Consider the following 16,480-nt stretch of genomic DNA (forward strand, 5'->3'; position numbering starts at 1 on the left):
GCGGGAACCGCGTCACGCCGATTGAGCACCGCCGTCTTCTGGATCTGCCTGGCCCGCAAAGGCGGGGCGTGCCGTACGTCGGCGTGCCGGATGTCTTCGGGCAATGTCGGTGCGGGGTCTGGCGCAGTTCAGCGGCTGTCGATCCAGCGCCACTCCTTGATGTCCGGCAGGTCTTCCCCTGTGCGATGGCTCCACTCGTGCTGCCGCGCGCGCATGTCTCGGCAGTATCGATGGAGTTCGTCCGATCCGCGCCCGGTGCGCCCGGAGCGCTCCAGGGCGTCGAGGGCAATGGTGAAACGATCGATCCCGTTCATCGCGGTCATGTTGAACGGCGTCGTGGTCGTGCCCTTCTCGCGGTAGCCGTGGACGTGGAACAGGTCGTGACCGGTGCGGCGGTAGGTCAGCTCGTGGATCAGACCGGGATAGCCGTGGTGGTTGAAGATCACCGGCGCCTCGGTGCCGAAGACGGCGTCGAAGCGGTCGTCGCTCGCTCCGTCGGGGTTCTGACCGGGCGGCTGGAGCGCCATCAGGTCCACGACGTTCACGAAGCGAAGCGCCATCTCCGGAACGAACCGCCGCAGGAGGGTCACCGCCGCCAGCGCCTCGAGCGTCGGCACGTCGCCCGCCGCGGCGATGACGGCCTCGGGCTTCGGGTCGTCCGCCGCCCAGCCCCAGATGCCGAAGCCATCCGCCAGATGCGCCCGCGCGGCCTCCAGTGTCAGCCATTGCGGCTCGGGCTGCTTGCCGGCCACGATGCAGTTCGCCCGGTCGGTGGTGGCGAGGACGTGCTCGGCCACGGCCAGCAGCGAGTTCGCGTCGGGCGGCAGGTAGAGGCGGACCATCTCGGCGCCCTTGGTCGCGAGGTGGTCGAGGAAGCCGGGGTCCTGATGGGTGAAGCCGTTGTGGTCCTGCCGCCAGACATGGCTCGACAGCAACCAGTTCAGCGAGGGGATCGGCGCCCGCCACCCCGTCTCGCTCGCCGCGCGCATCCACTTGATGTGCTGGTTCGCCATCGAGTCGATGATGTGGATGAAGGCTTCGTAGGAGTTGAAGAGGCCATGCCGCCCGGTCAGCAGGTAGCCCTCCAGCCAGCCCTCGCACAGATGCTCGGACAGCACCTCCATCACCCGGCCCTCGGGGGACAGCGCGGCGTCCGTGTCCCGTACCGGACCGGGGGCGTAGCGGGGGGAGGTCTCGAACACGGCGTCGAGCTTGTTGGACTTCGTCTCGTCGGGCCCGAAGAGCCGGAAGTTGCGCGGGTTGCGCCGCATGAGGTCGGCCAGCCAGCGGCCGAGCACGGTGGTGGCGCTGTCGGTGACCGCCCCCGGCGCGCCCAACGTCAGCGCATGATCCTCTGCCGGCGGCAGGTCGAGCGGCACCATCAGCCGTCCGCCATCGGCATGGGGCGTCGCGCCGAGCCGGCGGTCACCTTCGGGGACCAGCGACAGGACCTGCGGCGAGGGCCGGCCGCCGGGGAACAGCTCCTCGGGGCGGTAGCGGCGCAGCCACTCCTCCAGCTGGCGCAGGTGCGGCCCCTCCTCGCGCGGGACGTGCAGCGGCACCTGGTGGGCGCGGAAGGTGCCTTCGACCGGCTCCCCATCGACTTCGCGCGGCCCGGTCCAGCCCTTGGGGCTGCGCAGGACGATCATCGGCGGACGGCCGTCACCCTCGTGCACGATGCGGGCATGGGCGTCGAGGCAGGCATCCATCGCCGCGGCCATCTCGCGATGCATCCGCTCGGGCTCGTCGCCCTCGACGAAGAGCGGCTGCCAGCCGTAGCCCCGGAACAGGGCGTCGATCTCCTCCCGCGCCATCCGCCCCAGCAGCGTCGGCGCGGCGATGCGGTAGCCGTTGAGGTGCAGCACCGGCAGGACGAACCCGTCGCGCCCGGGCCGCAGGAAGCGGTGGGAATGCCAGCTCGTCGCCAGCGCCCCCGTCTCGGCCTCGCCGTCGCCAATGGCGCACAGGACCGTCAGGTCCGGGTTGTCGAAGGCGGCCCCCGTGGCGTGGGCGAGGGAATAGCCCAGTTCGCCCCCCTCGTGGATCGAGCCCGGCGTGGGCGCAGCGGCGTGGGAGGGGACGCCGCCGGGAAAGGAGAACTGGCGGAACAGCTCGCGCATGCCCGCAGCATCCCGCGGCACGTCCGGGTGCCTTTCGCTGTAGGAGCCGTCGAGCCAGGCGCCGGCCAGCATCGCAGGGCCGCCGTGGCCGGGGCCGGCGACGAAGAGCATGTCGATGCCTCGCTCGACGATGACCCGGTTGGCGTGCGCCTGCATGAAGGTCAGGCCCGGCGAAGTGCCCCAGTGGCCCAGCTGCCGCGCTTTGATGTCCTCGGGCTTCAGCGGCCGCTCCAGCAACGGGTTGTCCACCAGGTAGATCTGCGCGGCGGCGAGGTAGTTGGCCGCGCGCCACCAGGCGTCGACGGCGGAAAGTTCAGGGGGCATGCGTGTCCTCATCCATCAGGGCCGTGGCGTGGTCGGCCATCATCCGCTCCTCCTCCGCCGGGATCGTCCGGATCTGCACGGGACTGCCGGGGGCGGAGATGATAGGCGCGTCGCGTCCGTTCGCGGTGTCGTCCAGCGACAGGCCCAGCCAGGCGAGGTCCGCCACGATCCGCTGCCGGATCGCCGGCTGCTTCGCGCCCGCCCCCCCGGTGAAGACCAGCGCGTCGAGGCCTCCGGCCGAGACCGACATTTCCGCCACGGCCTTGGCCGCCCGCCGGCAGAACAGCGCGACGGCCGCTTCCGCCCGATCGCCCCCCTCGGACAGGATGTCGCGCAGGTCGGAGGAGACGGCGGACAGCCCCTTCAGCCCCGACCGGTGCCAGAGAAGGTCTTCCAGGTCTTCGCGGCCCAGTCCCCGCCCGAGGGCGTAGAGCAGCAAGCCGGGATCCACCGCGCCCGAACGCGTGCCCATCATCAGCCCGTCCAGCGGGGTCGCTCCCATCGTCGTGTCGACGCTCCGGCCGCCGAGGATCGCGCAGGCGCTTGAGCCGCCCGACAGGTGCAGTGACACGATGCGCCGGCGTTCCGGCGCGTCCTTCGCCATCCGCCGCGCCACCCAGCCGTGCGACAGGCCGTGAAAGCCGAACCGGCGCAGACCCGCGAACGGCCCCTCGGGCGCGACCGGAAGCCGGCGTGCGACGGCGGGCATGGTGCGATGGAAAGCGCTGTCGAATACGCCGATCTGGCGCAGGTCCGGCCGCTCCGCAGACAGCCGCCGCACCACCGACAGGCCTGCCGGCTGGTGGAGCGGCGCGAGCGGCGTCAGCGCGTCCAGCCGCGCCACTTCCGCCTCGTCCAGCCAGGCCGCCGCCCGCTCCGTCTCGCCGCCGTGCACGATGCGATGGACGGGGACGGCGCCTTGCCCCTCCCGATCGATCAGTCGGGCGACGACGGCGGGAAAGTCCTTCGGATCGTCCACCTCCAGCACCTCCGGCTTCTCTCCGGGCCGGCGCAACGTCACCGCCTCCTCCGCCGAGAGGTCGATCCCGCCCGCCACGACGGCATCCGAGGCGCCGGAGGGAAAAAGCGCGAAGGCGAGGCTCGAAGAGCCGACGTTGAGGCACAGCAGCGGGAGCATCAGAGGGCGTGACCGGATGGGGTGATGTCTAGTCAATCCTGCGATGGTCTCGCGGTTCCAGCCGCGTCGGCGCCGCGGGCCCCTAGATCGTGACCACGGGGACGGGCGACATCCGACGCCAGAGCGTCTGCTGGTACGCGCGCGGCGCTTGCAGGAGCCGGTGGATGCGCGCGCCGGGCGCCGAGGGCCGCTAGTCTTCGTGCAACCGCACCAGCCGCGTGCCGCTGCGCGGCGCGGCGGGAATCCGCGACAGGTCGGGCGACAGGTCCTGTGGCGGGGCGTGCCAGCCGAGGGAGAGGAGCACCTCCACCGCCGCGGCGATGAGGGCGACGGTCACCTTTTCTCCCGGGCAGCGGTGGGTCGTCCCGACGTCGCCAGCGCCCTGCGGGCAGAAGACCGGCTCCGCCGTGCGCCAGTCCAGGGCGCGGCTAGGACGGAACAGCTGCGGGCGATCCCAAAGGGCAGCGTCATGCAGCGTGCCCCACAGGTCGGCGATCACCCACTGGCCCTTCGGCAGGTCCAGGCCCTCGTGCGACAGCGCGCGGGTGGTGACGCCGGCCACGAAGGGGAAGAACGGCGAGTGCCGTCGCACTTCCTCGGCGAAGGTGCGGCGTGCTTCGGGGTCGGCGAGAGACGCCCCGGAGGCGGGATCGGCGGCGAGGTGCGCGGCGGCGAAGGCGACGTAGCGGCCGACGGCGACGATGGGGCGGAGCAGGTTCAGCAACTCCACCGCCGCCTCGGCATCGTCCAGCGGCCGCCCGTCGGGGTGCGTCGCGTGGGCGAGCCGGCCGAGCGGCGTCTCCGCCGAGCCGCCCCGCGCCTCGGCGACTTCGCGCCGCAGCCGCGCCTCGGCGCCCCGCCGCCGCAGCAGGCTTGCCGCCGTCGCGGGGGTGAAGCGGCCGGCCTTCGCGCTCATCAGGAACAGCGTGCGGCGGAACCGCGCGTCCTGCGTCAGCCCTTCGGGCAGGCCGGCCCAGCGGCACGCGACGCGGGCGAGGCTGTCGGAGGCCGAATCGATGACAATCGCCTCGTCCTCCCCGGCGAGGGTCGCCCGCCAGTCGGCGGCGAAGGCGCGGGACAGATCCACCGCCGCCGGTCCTTCGATCAGCAGGTCGGTGAACAGCCGCTTCCGGTGATGGTGCGCCGTCCCTTCCATCTGCTGCACGCTGCCCTTGTCCTGCAGCAGGTGCAGCGCCGTCGGCGGCAGGGCGCCCTGCCGCGTCAGTCCCTCGGCACCGTACAGCAGCCGCACGCCGCGCGGCCCGCGGAGACAGATGGCGGAGCGCAGCATCAGGCGCGTGCGGAACACGTCGCTCCCCAGCCGCTCGCACCGGTTGGAGATGAAGCGGTAGCCCTCGCGCAGGAGGGCGAGCGTCGCGTCGGGCGACGGGTCGCGGGGGATCTCTCTCATCGGCTCCCCTTTCGTCGGAGCGATCGTCAGGCGGGCGCGATCCGTGGCGGCGGCTCCACCGCCTCGCCCCTTTCGGCACGGCGGCAGAGGTACACCTCCGGCTCGGGGTGCGCCTCGATCGCGAAACCGGAGGAGCGCAGCATCGCCTCGGCCGCGGCGCGGTTCGGCACGAACCAGTTCGTCGGATCGGCCGCATAGCGCCGCTCCACGAAGCTGAGCCGCGGCCAGCCCGGCTGCAGGAACGGCGCCTCGTCCTCGAACGGGTAGTCCGGGGCGGGGACGGCAGGCTCGGCGCTTCCGCGCTGCATCGACTGGAACAGCATCCGCTCGCCCACCGCGTGCTCCCACAGAAGGTCGAGCGCGAGCAGAGGGTGGCGCAGGTGGTAGAGCACGCCCATGAAGATCACCAGGTCGAACCGCCGGCCGAGCCGGGCGACGTCGTAGACCGACATCAGGTGCAGGTCGATCCTCGCGCCCTCCACCTCGGCGGCGAGCGTCGCCTGGGCGAGGTAGCGCGGGTCGCTGTCGATCGCCGTCACCTCGGCGCCGCGGCGGGCCATCTCCAGCGCGTAGAAGCCGGCATTGCAGCCGACGTCGAGGACGGTCCGGCCGCTCAGGTCATCCGGCACCACCTCGGCGAAGCCCCGCCACTTGAAGCGGGGATAGTCCCCCAGGGGGTGGTCCGGCGCGGTCTCGATCCCGTCCAGCGTCAGGTTGTGGAACCACGGACCGAGGCGGTCGATGCGCTCTTTCAGGGCGACGGTCATCGCAGCCGCGCCCCGATCGCGCTGCCCGTCTCCGCCCGTGCGGCGGGCGGCGGCGCCTTCTTCATGTCGAGCGCGAACCAGCTGACGGTCAGGGGCAGCCCCTGGGCCAGCGGCACCGTCGGCTCCCAGCCGAGCAGCTCCTTCGCGCGCGAGATGTCCGGCCGGCGGCGGCGCGGGTCGTCGACGGGCAGGGGGCGGAACTCGAGGGGCGAGACGGTCGGAACGATGCGTCGCACCTCCTCCGCCAGCTGCAGGATGGTGAACTCGCCGGGATTTCCGAGGTTCACCGCGCCCTCCGGCGGCTCCGCCCGCTCCATCAGCGCGATGAAGCCTGCGACGAGGTCCGAGACGTAGCAGAACGACCTCGTCTGGCTGCCGTCGCCGTAGATCGTCATGGGAGTGTCCGTCAGCGCCTGCACCACGAAGTTCGACACGATGCGCCCGTCGTCGGCCCGCATCCGCGGCCCGTAGGTGTTGAACACCCGCGCCACCCGGACGTCTGCGCGGCCCGCGCGCAGGTAGTCGAAGCACAGCGTCTCGGCCGCACGCTTGCCCTCGTCATAGCAGGCGCGGGGGCCGGTGCAGCTGACGTTGCCGTGGTAGTCCTCGGTCTGGGGGTGGGTCTCCGGGTCGCCGTAGACCTCGGAGGTGGAGGCCTGCATCAGCCGCGCGCGGTGCCGCTCGGCCAGGGCGAGCAGGCGGCCGGTGCCGACGACGTTCGTCATCATCGTCTTCACCGGGTCGGCCTGGTAGTGCGGCGGCGAGGCGGGGCTGGCGAGGTTGTAGATCCGGTCGATCGGCCCCGGCAGGTCCTTCACCTCGGTGACGTCCGCCTCGATCAGCGTGAACCGGGGGTGGTTCTCGAGCGCCGCGACGTTCGACCGGCGGCCGGTGTGGAAATTGTCGATGCAGGTCACCCGCTCGCCGCGGGCGAGTAGCGCGTCGCACAGGTGCGATCCGACGAAGCCGGCGCCGCCGGCGACGAGAGTTTGGACGGGACGTCCCATGGCAGTCTCCTTCACGGGCGGGCCGCCTCGGCGGCCATCGGGGTGAGGGCATCGGCCAGCTCGGCCGCCCGGGCCGCGCCGGTGTGGGCGGCGAGGATGCGGCCGCGGGCGGCGGCGGCGAGAGCGTCGCGGTGGGACACCGGCATCTCGAGCGCGCGCAACACGTCGCGGGGCCCATCGGCGATCACGATCGCCTCGCCCTCGGGCAGAAGCTCGGACAACCCTTCCCACCGGTCCGAGATCACCGGCGTTCCGCAGGCTGCCGCCTCGAACAGCCGCACCGACGGCGAGTGGCCGAGCTGCCGCATCGGCGCCCGCGTCAGGTTCAGCGTGAAGCGCTGCGAGGTGTAGAAGGCGACGTGCCGCTCGGGCGGGATGTGGTCGAACCGCTCGACATTGGGCGGCCAGTCGATGTCGTCGGGGTATTGCGGCCCGGCGACCACGAAGGACAGGTCCGGCCGCGCCCTCGCCGGCGCCAGCAGCAGCCGCTCCAGCCCCGCCCGCCGGTCGTCGGAATGGGTGCCGAGATAGCCCAGATCCCACACCGGCGCCCCGCCTCCGGGGCGGTAGGCGTCCGCGTCGACAGAGCAGTAGAGCGGCCGCGCCTCCCGCGCGCCGTGCTCGCGCTGCAGGATGTCGAGGGCGCGGCCTCCGGCGAACGAGAAGATCGTGCGGAACAGCGGCACCTGCCGGCGGGCGAGGTAGGGTGCGTCGCCGCGGGACAGGTGGTCCAGCGTGACCGGCGTGTCGATGTCGTAGAAGTGCAGCGACGGCAGATTCATCGCGGCGAGCGCGTCGATCAGCTCCACCGCTTCGGGAACGTACGAGCCGACGATCACCGCGTCCGCCCGGTCCAGCCGCTCGCGGTGCCGGGCGAGCACGGCAGCGGTGTCGTCGTACAGCTCCAGCGTGCAGAAGCCGGGGTCCGGCAGGTCGCGGTGGGGCGCGTACCAGGGCTGGTCCTTCTCAAGGAACAGAACCCGATGGCCGAGCGCATCCAGGCCGCGCAGGAGCGACCGGTAGGTCGTGGCATGACCGTTGCCCCAGGACGAGGACAGGGTCAGGCCGAAGATGACGATGTCGAGGGGCCGGCTCATGCCGCCGTCTCCGCCGCCGCGCGGGCGAACAGCGCGTCCACCTCCCGCGCGCGGTGGGTGTAGAGATGCTCGGCCCGCACCCGCGCCAGCGCCGCGGCGCCGATGCTGGCGGCGTCGACGGTCGGGTCGGAGATCAGGTCGGCCACGTCCTGCCCGTCGCGGGCGACCAGCACCTCGCGGCCCGGCGTCAGGAAGGTCTCGACCCCCTCCCACGCGTCGGTGACGAGGCAGGCACCCGCGCCCGCCGCCTCGAAGACGCGGGTCGCGGGCGAGAAGCCGGTCTCGGCCATCGAGTCGCGGGCGACGTTCAGCACCATCCGCGGCGAGCAGTTGAAGGCATTGTGGTCCCTCGTTCCGACATGGCCGAGCGCCGTCACGTTGTCCGGCAACGCCCCCTGGTCCCACCCGGATCCGCCGAGGAGGAACCGCGCCTGCGGCCGCAGCGCGGCGGGGCGCAGGAAGAACTCCGCCACCCGCGCCTCGCGGTCGGGCAGGCGGTTGGCGAGGAACGACAGGTCCGAGAAGAACTTCTCCTCGGTCGGGGCGGGATGGTGGATGTCGGCGTCGAGGGCGTTGTAGATCGGCACGCACTCGCGCGCGCCGAGGGTCCGGTAGGCGCGGACGACGGCGTCGCCGCCGCCGTAGGTCAGGACCATGTCGATCCGCTCCAGCCAGCGGTGCAGCGGATGATCGGCGTCGGTGCGCAGCATCGCCAGGGTTGCCGGCGCATCGACGTCCCAGAACACGCGCACCGCGTCCGGCCTCGCGGCCGAGAAGGCGCCGTCGATCACTCTCTCGTCCTCGTAGCCGATGCCGGAGGCGACGATGACCACGTCGGCGTCCGCCGCCCGCGTCACCTCGGCCGCGAGCCCCTCGAGGCTGCCCTCCCAGACCCGGACCCGGGCCCAGTCGGGCGGGTCGATGTCGCGGTGGGCCGCGCGGTCCCAGACGTCGGGCTCATGAAAGGTGACGTCCCAGCCGAGCGCGTCGAGCGCGCGGACGATGCCACGGTAGTAGGTCGCCGCTCCGTTCCAGTAGGACGACAGCAGCGACGAGCCGTAGAACGCGATCCGCTTCATTCGGCGGCCTCCCCGTAGGTTCCGAGCCGGGCGACGATGCCCAGCAGTTCGTCCGCGCGGTGGCGGCAGGTGTGGCGGGCGCGGATCGTCTCGAGCCCGCGGCGCGCCGTCTCGGCTCTGAGGCCCTCGTCCTCGAGCAGCAGGCGCAGCTGCGTCTCCATCTCGTCGCCGTCGCGGGCGGTGAGGTAGTCGCCGGGCCGGAACAGGCCTTCGGCGTCGGACCACGGAGCGGAGACGAGGGGGATGCCGCAGGCGAGCGCCTCGAAGACCCGTATCGTGGGGATGCCGGGCAGCGACTCGACATACGGCCGCCGCGGGACGTGGACGGTGAGACGGGCGCGGGCGAAGGCCTCGGGCACCGCAGCGTTGGCGATGGAGCCGCGGAAGTCGATGCCCGCGTCGCGCAGCCGCTCCAGCGCCTCGTCCGGGTAGCGCACGCCGTGGATGCGGGCGCTCAGACCGAGGCGCCGGACCGGCTCCACCAGGAACTCCGTCAGCTCGGCAGAGCGCTCGCCGTCGCCCCAGTTGCCGATCCAGACGAGGTCGCGATCGGTGGGGCGGTCCAGCGGCCGGAACAGGCTGTCGTCGGCCGCCTCGTGCCAGACATGCACCTGCCGGCCCCAGCCGGCGGCGAGGTAGCGCTCGCGCAGCGCGGCGCCGAAGGCCAGGACGCCGTCGTATCCGGACAGGTCCATGCCCGCGATCTTGCCCTCCGCGCTGACGGCCCGGTGGTGGGTGTCGTGGAACAGCAGGGCAAAGCGTCCGCCGCCGGAGCGGGCCCGGCCGATGTGGGCGACGAGGGCGGGGTCGGTCCATTCGTGGACGACGACCACGTCCGCGCCCGCCAGCTCCGCCTCGTGGTCATGGTCTGCCTCGTAGACGTCAGAGCGAAGGTCGGGAAAGGCGGCGAGGAAGTCCACCTCGGCCGCCGGGCCGCGGTCGGCGAGGAGTTGCTGGCGGCTCCACCCGTCCGCCGGCTCCAGCGCGCGCGCGTCGTGACCCGCCCGGATCAGAGCGCGCATGACGCCGCGCAGGAAGTGCGCGTTGCCGTGGTTCCAGTCGGAGACCAGTGAATGCGTGTAGAAGAGGAACTTCATCAGGCACGCACCTCCCGGGGCGGCGTGGCGTCTGCGGGCGGGGCAGGGGCAGGGGCAGCGGAGTCCCGCGCCGCCTGCCACACCGCCGTCATCGCCTTGCGATGCTCGGCCGGCGTGTACCGCGCCGCTCGCTCGCGGGCCGCCTCGCCCAGCTTGCGGCGCCAGTTCGGCGCATGGACGAGGTCGGACAGGGTGCGCGACAGCGTGTCGGGATCATCGGGCGGAAAGAACACGGCCGCGTCGTCCCAGAGCTCGCGGTAGGTCGGGATGTCGGCGAGGACGAGCGGCCGGGACGCGCGCGCCGCCTCGAGCGCGGCGAGGCCGAACGGCTCGTACCGCGAGGGAGAGACGAAGACCGCCGCGCGACCGACCCGCCCCAGCGCCTCGTCGTGCGGCATCGACCCGGCGGCCCGGGCGTGGTGCAGGGGGACGCTGCGGAAGTCGGGGCCGATCCGGTCGCCGATCATCGTCACGTCGAGGGCGCGCAGGCCCGCCGCTTCGTCCAGCACGGCGGCATTCTTGCCCTCGTCCCACCAACGGCCCACCGCGAGGATGCCCTCGCCCTCGGACCACTCCCGCTCGGGCGCGTGGCTGGCGTTGTGGACGACGCGGACGCCCGTGGTGCCGTAGACCCGCGCCATCAGCCGGGCATGGCTTCCCGAGGGCGAGATCACGGTCCCCGCGGCGGCGCAGCCTTCGGCCGTCACCGTCCGGTGCCAGCCAAGGTCCGGCGGCAGCGGCAGGTTGCGCATGACCGAGAACCAGGTGGCGAGGCACGAGTGGCAGGCGGCGACGACTGGCCGGCCCCCGGTCAGCCCGCGCGCCTGCGACGGCAGGTTGAGGTGCAGGAGAGCGACCTCGTGCCGGTCCGCGATCCGGTCGATCCAGCCGGCCACCGGGGCCAGCGCGTCCAGCCCGTCGGCCATCCAGTCGAGGGGGGCGTCACCCCACTCGAGCGGCCCGAGCGCCCGCGCTTCGGCCGCCTGCGCCGCCGACGGCGCCGGACCCAGGCCCGCAAAGACCGGCCGATATCCGGCCTCTGCCGCAATCCGGCCGAGGTCGAGCGCGTAGCGCCAGATGCCGCCCACGGCGTCGAGGGTGATGAGCAGTCCGCTCACGCCGACAGCCTCGCCGGTTGCGCACCCGTGACCCGGTGCGCCCGCAGCCAACCGTGCAGCCGCCCGACACCCTCGCGCCAGCCGGTGCGGGGCATCCAGCCGGTGACGTCGGCCAGTGCCGTCGTGTCGGCCACGAACCACGGCTGGTCGCCCGCCCGCGTCGCTTCGTGGGCGAGCGCCATGGGGCGGCCGGTCAGCCGCTCGATCTCGGCCACCAGGCGGTTCAGGCTGATGGCGTTCGCCGGCCCGCCGCCCAGGTTGAAGGCGCGGCCGGAAAAACGCTCGATCCCATCCAGCACCGCCCGGTAGGCGGCCACCGCATCGCCCACCTCCAGCACGTCGCGGACCTGCCGTCCGTCGCCGAAGATCGTGACCGGCCGCCCCTCGAGCGCCCGGATCAGGAAGTGCGCGACCCAGCCCTGGTCCTCGGTCCCGAACTGGCGGGGGCCGTAGATGCAGGACATCCGCAGCACCGCCGCCGGAAGTCCGTAGCTGTGCGCGTAGTCCAGCACGTACTGGTCGGCCACCCCCTTGGAGCAGCCGTAGGGCGTGCGGAACTGCAGCGGCCGATCCTCGTCCACGCCGCGGTCGCGCAGGGCGGCGTCCAGCGGCAGACTGGCGTCTCCCGTCCCGCTCACCTCGACGTCGGCGAGGTCGCCGTAAACCTTGTTGGTCGAGGCGAAGACGAGCGGCGTGCGGTCGCCGAGGGCGCGCAGCGCCTCGAGCAGGTTCAGCGTGCCTCTCGCGTTCACGTCGAAGTCGTCCACCGGCGCATCGAGACTCGTCGTCACCGCGGTCTGCGCGGCGAGGTGGATCACCGCCTCGGGCCGCGCCTCGGCGACGGCGCTGCGCACCGACCGCCCGTCCCGCAGGTCCAGCGGCAGGGTCTGCGCCTTCGCGCCGAAGCGCGACGTCAGATCCTCGAGGTTCTCCTCGACGCCTGCGCGGGAGAGGTTGTCGAGAAGGACCACCTCGCGCCCGTCGTTCAGGAAGCTCTCCGCCAGGTTGGCGCCGATGAAACCGGCGCCGCCGGTGATCAGGACCGGCCGCCGCGCCCGCCGCACGGCGGGCGCGCCGAGGCCCGCGATCGCCCGCAGCCGCGCCTCGCCCCCCTCGGCCAGCAGCCGGGCGGCGAGCTTGGGCCTACCGTCCGCCCGCGCGATCCCGAGGTGGTAGTGGCGGGGGTCGAACCACAGCCCCTCCTGCACCGCGATGTCGGCCGCGAGATCGCTGTAGCCATACCAGTAGAGCCGGTCTGCCGGAGCGTCGATCGCGTCCACCAGGCGCCGGGCCTGCTCCAACTCGTCGCCGCACCAGGTGGAATAGCCGGCCTCTGTGATCCAGATCTCCGCGGCCGGGTTGTAGCGGTCCAGCTCGCGCCGCATCTCGCCGACGTGGTCGGCCCAGCCGGTCCAGTGCGCCGCCTCGCTGTCCCAGGTGCCGGGGAAGCCGTGGAAGCCGACGGCGTGCATCATCTGCAGAAGGCCACGCTGGCCCATCAGGTCGAGCCAGGCGGGATCGAAGGGGCTCGGCCCGCCGAGGACCGGCTTCCAGCCGCGCTCGCGCACCCAGTGCGCCGCGTCGCCGATCATCTCGCTGAACCACAACCACTCGGCGTCGGCCCGCCAGTCCCAGTCGAGGAGGTTGTTCGGCTCGTTCCACAGCTCCACCGCCTCGAAATGCTGCCCGTGGCGGGTCAGCAGCATGTCGATGAAGTCGGCGTAGTCGCGCAGGCGCTTCGGCGCCCCGGTGGTGCGGCCGTTCCGCGAGAGGGACGGCGGCGTGTAGTGGACGCAGGGCAGCAGCTCGACCGCCTCGCCGAGGCGGGGGATCAGCCAGTCGTACCACTCCCCCCCGCCGTCCGCGTGCCAGTCGGCCCAGGAGACGTGGGTGCGTAGGCGCCGCAGGCCGGTGGCCTGCAGACCGGCGAGGACCTTCTCCACCCGGTCGTGCTCGCCCGGGCGGAACCATTCGACGACGCCGAGGCTCATGATACGAGGCCCCGTGCTTCCAGCTCGGCCCGCATCCGGCCGCCATTGTCGGTGAAGGTCTCGGCCTCCACCCATTGCGCGAACTCGGTCAGCGAGTCCTCCAGCCGTCGCGTCGGCCGGAAGCCGAGCGCCGCCTCGGCCGCGGAGATGTCGGCAAAGCAGTTGCGGATGTCGCCGGCCCGGAACCGCCCCGTCACCTCGGGCTCTAGGTCGGGGCGACCGAGCGCCTCGCTCACCATCCGGGCTACGTCGAGGATGGAATAGGATCGGCCGGAACCGATGTTGAGCGCCCGGCCGCTTTCGTCCGCCTCCAGCGCCTGGGCGAAGGCCGTGGCGACGTCGCGGACGTGGACGAAGTCGCGCCGCTGCCGCCCGTCCTCGAACACCGTCGGCCGCTCGCCCTTGGCCACGCGCGAGGCGAAGTTGGCAAGCACGCCGGTATAGGGGTTCGACAGCGCCTGGCCGGCGCCGAAGACGTTGAACAGGCGGAGCGCAGTGGCGTTCATCCCGTAGGCGTCGGCGAAGATCAGCACCGCCCGCTCCTGCGCGTACTTGGTCAGCGCGTAGATCGAGGCGAGGTCGGGCTGCTTGTCCTCGGCCGTCGGCTCGGGCGTCAGGGGCTGGCCGTCCGGGCCCCGCACCTCCCAATCGCCGCGCTTGAGGTCGGCGCTGCGGCGCAGCCCGGCCGCGACGGGGGCGCCCTGCGCGTCGCGGTAGCGCCCCTCGCCGTATATCGACATCGACGACGCGACGACGATCCGGCCCACGTCCGCAGCCGCGATCGCTTCAAGCAGCACCGCCGTGCCGAGGTCGTTGGCGCCGACGTAGCGCGCCACTTCGTACATCGACTGGCCGACGCCCACCTCGGCGGCGAGGTGGATCACGCCGTCCACGCCCTTGAGTGCGCCGTCGAGCGCATCTCGATCACGCACGTCGCCGCGCACCAGCTGTGCCCCGTCCGGCAGGCGGACCGGATCGCCGTGCACCTGCGGGACGAACGCGTCGAACAGCCGGACGTCGTGGCCCCTCGACAGCAACTCCTCCGCGACATGGCGGCCGATGAATCCGGCTCCTCCGGTGATCAGGGTCGTGGGCATGGGCGTCTCCGTTGCAGTCGTCGTCCGACCACTTAGGAACAAGGTTCCTCGGAGAATGTTCCTGCAAAATCCGCCGCTTGCCGGCGGGCCATAAAAAAAGGTGCTTCTTCAGAGGCTTGTATGACATCTTCCATGACTTCTTCCGGGGCGATGGAACATGCTGCCGCTGCAGCGGTTTTGCCCGTTCCAGACTGAAGCGGGAGGCGGGGATGCCCGACGGGACGAGACAGGCGGTGCTGCGCGCGGCGGAAGCGACGGCGCCGGGCGAGGTGCGGATCGTGGAGCGGCCGCTGTCCGGGCCCGGGCCGGGCGAGATCCGGGTGCGCCTCGAAGGATGCGGCGTCTGCGCGTCGAACCTCGAGCCCTGGGCGGGCCAGCCGTGGATGTCCTGGCCGCTCGCCCCGGGGGAGCTGGGCCACGAAGGCTGGGGTCGCGTCGAGGCAGTGGGCGACGGGGTAGGGACTTTCGTTCCGGGCGACCGCGTCGCGATCCTCGGCTACCGCTCCTACGCCAGCCACGATACCGTACCCGTCGATCGCGCGGTGCCGCTGCCGCAGGCGCTGGACGGACAGCCGGTGCCGGGAGAGGCGCTGGGCTGTGCCGTGTCGATCTTCCGCAAGTCCGGGATCGGGGCCGGTGACACCGTCGCCATCGTCGGAACCGGCTTCATCGGCCTCCTCCTCGTCCAGCTCGCCACCGCCGCCGGTGCCAGGGTGATCGCGCTGGCCCGCCGTGACGCGGCCCTGGACCTCGCCCGCGAGATGGGTGCGGTCGAGACGGTCCGGACGGACGACCACGGCGCGACCATCGCGCGGGTGCGCGAGCTGACCGGGGGCAAGATGGCCGACGTCGCCATCGAGGCCGCGGGTCACCAGTGGCCGCTCGACCTCGCCGCCGAGCTGACGCGGATGGGTGGCCGCCTGGTGATCGCCGGCTTCCACCAGGGGCCGCGGCAGGTGAACATGCTCGACTGGAACTGGCGCGCGCTGGAGATCGTGAACGCCCACGAGCGCGACGAGGCGAAGGTCGTGGATGCGATGCGTGAGGGGATCGCGCAGCTGGCGGAGGGCGCCCTCACCCTCACGCCGCTGCTGACCCACGATTATCCGCTGGCCGAGGTCGGCCGCGCGCTCGACGCGACGCGGGACAAGCCCGATGGCTTCGTGAAGGCGTGGGTCCGGTGTTGAAGCGGGTGGAGGCGCGGACGCCGCGGCTGGGTTTCCTCGGCCTCGGCTGGATCGGCCGGCACCGGATGGAGGCCCTCGCCAGCAGCGGCGCGGCCGAGGTGGCGGCGCTGGCCGACGCCGACGACGCCGCGCTCGAGGCCGCGGCCCGGATCGCACCGGACGCCGCCCCCTGCGCGGGCCTGGACGAGATGCTCGCGGCGGGTCTCGATGGCATCGTCATCGCCACCCCCTCGGCCCTGCACGCGCCGCAGGCGATCGCGGCCCTCGAGGCGGGGCTCGCCGTGTTCTGCCAGAAGCCGCTCGGCCGGACCGGGGACGAAGCGGAGCAGGTGGTGGAGGCCGCGCGCCGCGCCGACCGCCTGCTCGCGGTGGATCTGTCCTACCGCCATACAGCCGCTTTCCGGGCGCTCAAGGCCGAGATCGACGGCGGGGGTCTCGGCCGGCCGCACGCGCTCGACCTGACGTTCCACAACGCCTACGGGCCGGACAAGCCGTGGTTCCGCGACCGGACGCTGTCGGGCGGCGGGTGCCTGATCGACCTCGGCGTGCACCTCGTCGACGCCGCCCTGTGGCTGACGGGATCCGAGGGCGCCACCTGCCGGTCGGCCGCCATGTTCCACCAGGGACGGCGCCTCGGTCCGGGGGAGGAGGATGTCGAGGACCTCGTCTATGCCACGCTCGACCTTCCGGGCGGAGCGGTGGCCCGCATCGCCTGTTCGTGGAACCTGTCCGCCGGAAACGACGCGGTGATCGGAGCCGAGATCCATGGCGTGGGCGCAGGGGCGATCCTGCGGAACGTCGGCGGCTCGTTCTTCGATTTCGAGGCTCACCGGACCCGCGGCACAGCGCGCGAGTCGCTGTCCGCGCCGCCCGACGACTGGGGCGGACGGGCGGCCGTTGCGTGGGCGCGGGCGCTTGCCATGGACCCGGGCTTCGACCCGGCGGCGGAGGGGCTGGTGCGCCTCGCCCGGACTCTCGACGCGATCTACGCGGCCGCGTGAGCCAGGCCGGCGGATGAAAACCGTGGTGGTCCACGGGTTGCCCCGT

The 16,480-nt window shown here is 72.6% G+C and carries 13 protein-coding genes; 2 read left to right on the forward strand and 11 right to left on the reverse strand.

Features of this window, described 5'->3' with window-relative positions; genetic code table 11:
• Positions 1-128 precede the first annotated feature (128 nt).
• From A37W_RS0108100 to A37W_RS0108150, 11 genes are all read right to left on the reverse strand, one after another.
• The gene (locus A37W_RS0108100; RefSeq protein ID WP_018302531.1) at positions 129-2,444 is read right to left on the reverse strand and encodes a phosphoketolase family protein; all 2,316 of its coding nucleotides are present in this window, start codon (positions 2,442-2,444) and stop codon (positions 129-131) included.
• Positions 2,434-3,582, reverse strand: coding sequence for an acetate/propionate family kinase (locus A37W_RS0108105; RefSeq protein ID WP_018302532.1), 1,149 nt, complete (start codon positions 3,580-3,582; stop codon positions 2,434-2,436). The genes A37W_RS0108100 and A37W_RS0108105 overlap by 11 nt, the downstream gene beginning before the upstream one ends.
• 190 nt (positions 3,583-3,772) lie before the next feature.
• Positions 3,773-4,993, reverse strand: a complete 1,221-nt coding sequence (locus A37W_RS0108110) for a cytochrome P450 (RefSeq protein WP_018302533.1) — start codon at positions 4,991-4,993, stop codon at positions 3,773-3,775.
• Positions 4,994-5,019: 26 nt separating this feature from the next.
• Positions 5,020-5,760 (reverse strand): TIGR04290 family methyltransferase, encoded by a 741-nt coding sequence (locus tag A37W_RS0108115; protein WP_018302534.1) that lies wholly within the window; start codon positions 5,758-5,760, stop codon positions 5,020-5,022.
• On the reverse strand, positions 5,757-6,767 hold the full coding sequence (locus A37W_RS0108120; protein WP_018302535.1) for a UDP-glucuronic acid decarboxylase family protein: 1,011 nt from the start codon (positions 6,765-6,767) through the stop codon (positions 5,757-5,759). The genes A37W_RS0108115 and A37W_RS0108120 overlap by 4 nt, the downstream gene beginning before the upstream one ends.
• 11 nt (positions 6,768-6,778) lie before the next feature.
• Positions 6,779-7,864: a CgeB family protein gene (locus A37W_RS0108125; RefSeq protein ID WP_018302536.1), complete on the reverse strand. Its 1,086-nt coding sequence runs from the start codon at positions 7,862-7,864 to the stop codon at positions 6,779-6,781.
• Positions 7,861-8,943, reverse strand: coding sequence for a CgeB family protein (locus A37W_RS0108130; RefSeq protein WP_018302537.1), 1,083 nt, complete (start codon positions 8,941-8,943; stop codon positions 7,861-7,863). Before A37W_RS0108130 ends, A37W_RS0108125 begins: the two co-directional genes overlap by 4 nt.
• Positions 8,940-10,040 carry a CgeB family protein gene (locus tag A37W_RS0108135; protein WP_018302538.1) on the reverse strand — a complete coding sequence of 367 codons (1,101 nt, stop codon included), beginning with the start codon at positions 10,038-10,040 and terminating at the stop codon, positions 8,940-8,942. The genes A37W_RS0108130 and A37W_RS0108135 overlap by 4 nt, the downstream gene beginning before the upstream one ends.
• Positions 10,040-11,158 carry a glycosyltransferase family 4 protein gene (locus A37W_RS21240; RefSeq protein ID WP_018302539.1) on the reverse strand — a complete coding sequence of 373 codons (1,119 nt, stop codon included), beginning with the start codon at positions 11,156-11,158 and terminating at the stop codon, positions 10,040-10,042. Before A37W_RS21240 ends, A37W_RS0108135 begins: the two co-directional genes overlap by 1 nt.
• Complete coding sequence (locus tag A37W_RS0108145; protein ID WP_018302540.1) at positions 11,155-13,149, reverse strand: SDR family NAD(P)-dependent oxidoreductase; 1,995 nt, start codon at positions 13,147-13,149, stop codon at positions 11,155-11,157. Before A37W_RS0108145 ends, A37W_RS21240 begins: the two co-directional genes overlap by 4 nt.
• Complete coding sequence (locus tag A37W_RS0108150) at positions 13,146-14,246, reverse strand: NAD-dependent epimerase/dehydratase family protein (RefSeq protein ID WP_018302541.1); 1,101 nt, start codon at positions 14,244-14,246, stop codon at positions 13,146-13,148. Before A37W_RS0108150 ends, A37W_RS0108145 begins: the two co-directional genes overlap by 4 nt.
• 209 nt (positions 14,247-14,455) lie before the next feature.
• Here A37W_RS0108150 and A37W_RS0108155 point away from each other — a divergent pair, with 209 nt between their 5' ends.
• Together A37W_RS0108155 and A37W_RS0108160 are read left to right on the forward strand one after the other, a co-directional pair.
• Positions 14,456-15,433, forward strand: a complete 978-nt coding sequence (locus A37W_RS0108155) for an MDR/zinc-dependent alcohol dehydrogenase-like family protein (RefSeq protein WP_018302542.1) — start codon at positions 14,456-14,458, stop codon at positions 15,431-15,433.
• Positions 15,427-16,434 (forward strand): Gfo/Idh/MocA family protein, encoded by a 1,008-nt coding sequence (locus tag A37W_RS0108160; RefSeq protein ID WP_040753700.1) that lies wholly within the window; start codon positions 15,427-15,429, stop codon positions 16,432-16,434. Before A37W_RS0108155 ends, A37W_RS0108160 begins: the two co-directional genes overlap by 7 nt.
• Positions 16,435-16,480: the final 46 nt, after the last annotated feature.

The organism is Wenxinia marina DSM 24838, assembly GCF_000379485.1.
Taxonomy (GTDB): Bacteria; Pseudomonadota; Alphaproteobacteria; order Rhodobacterales; family Rhodobacteraceae; genus Wenxinia; species Wenxinia marina.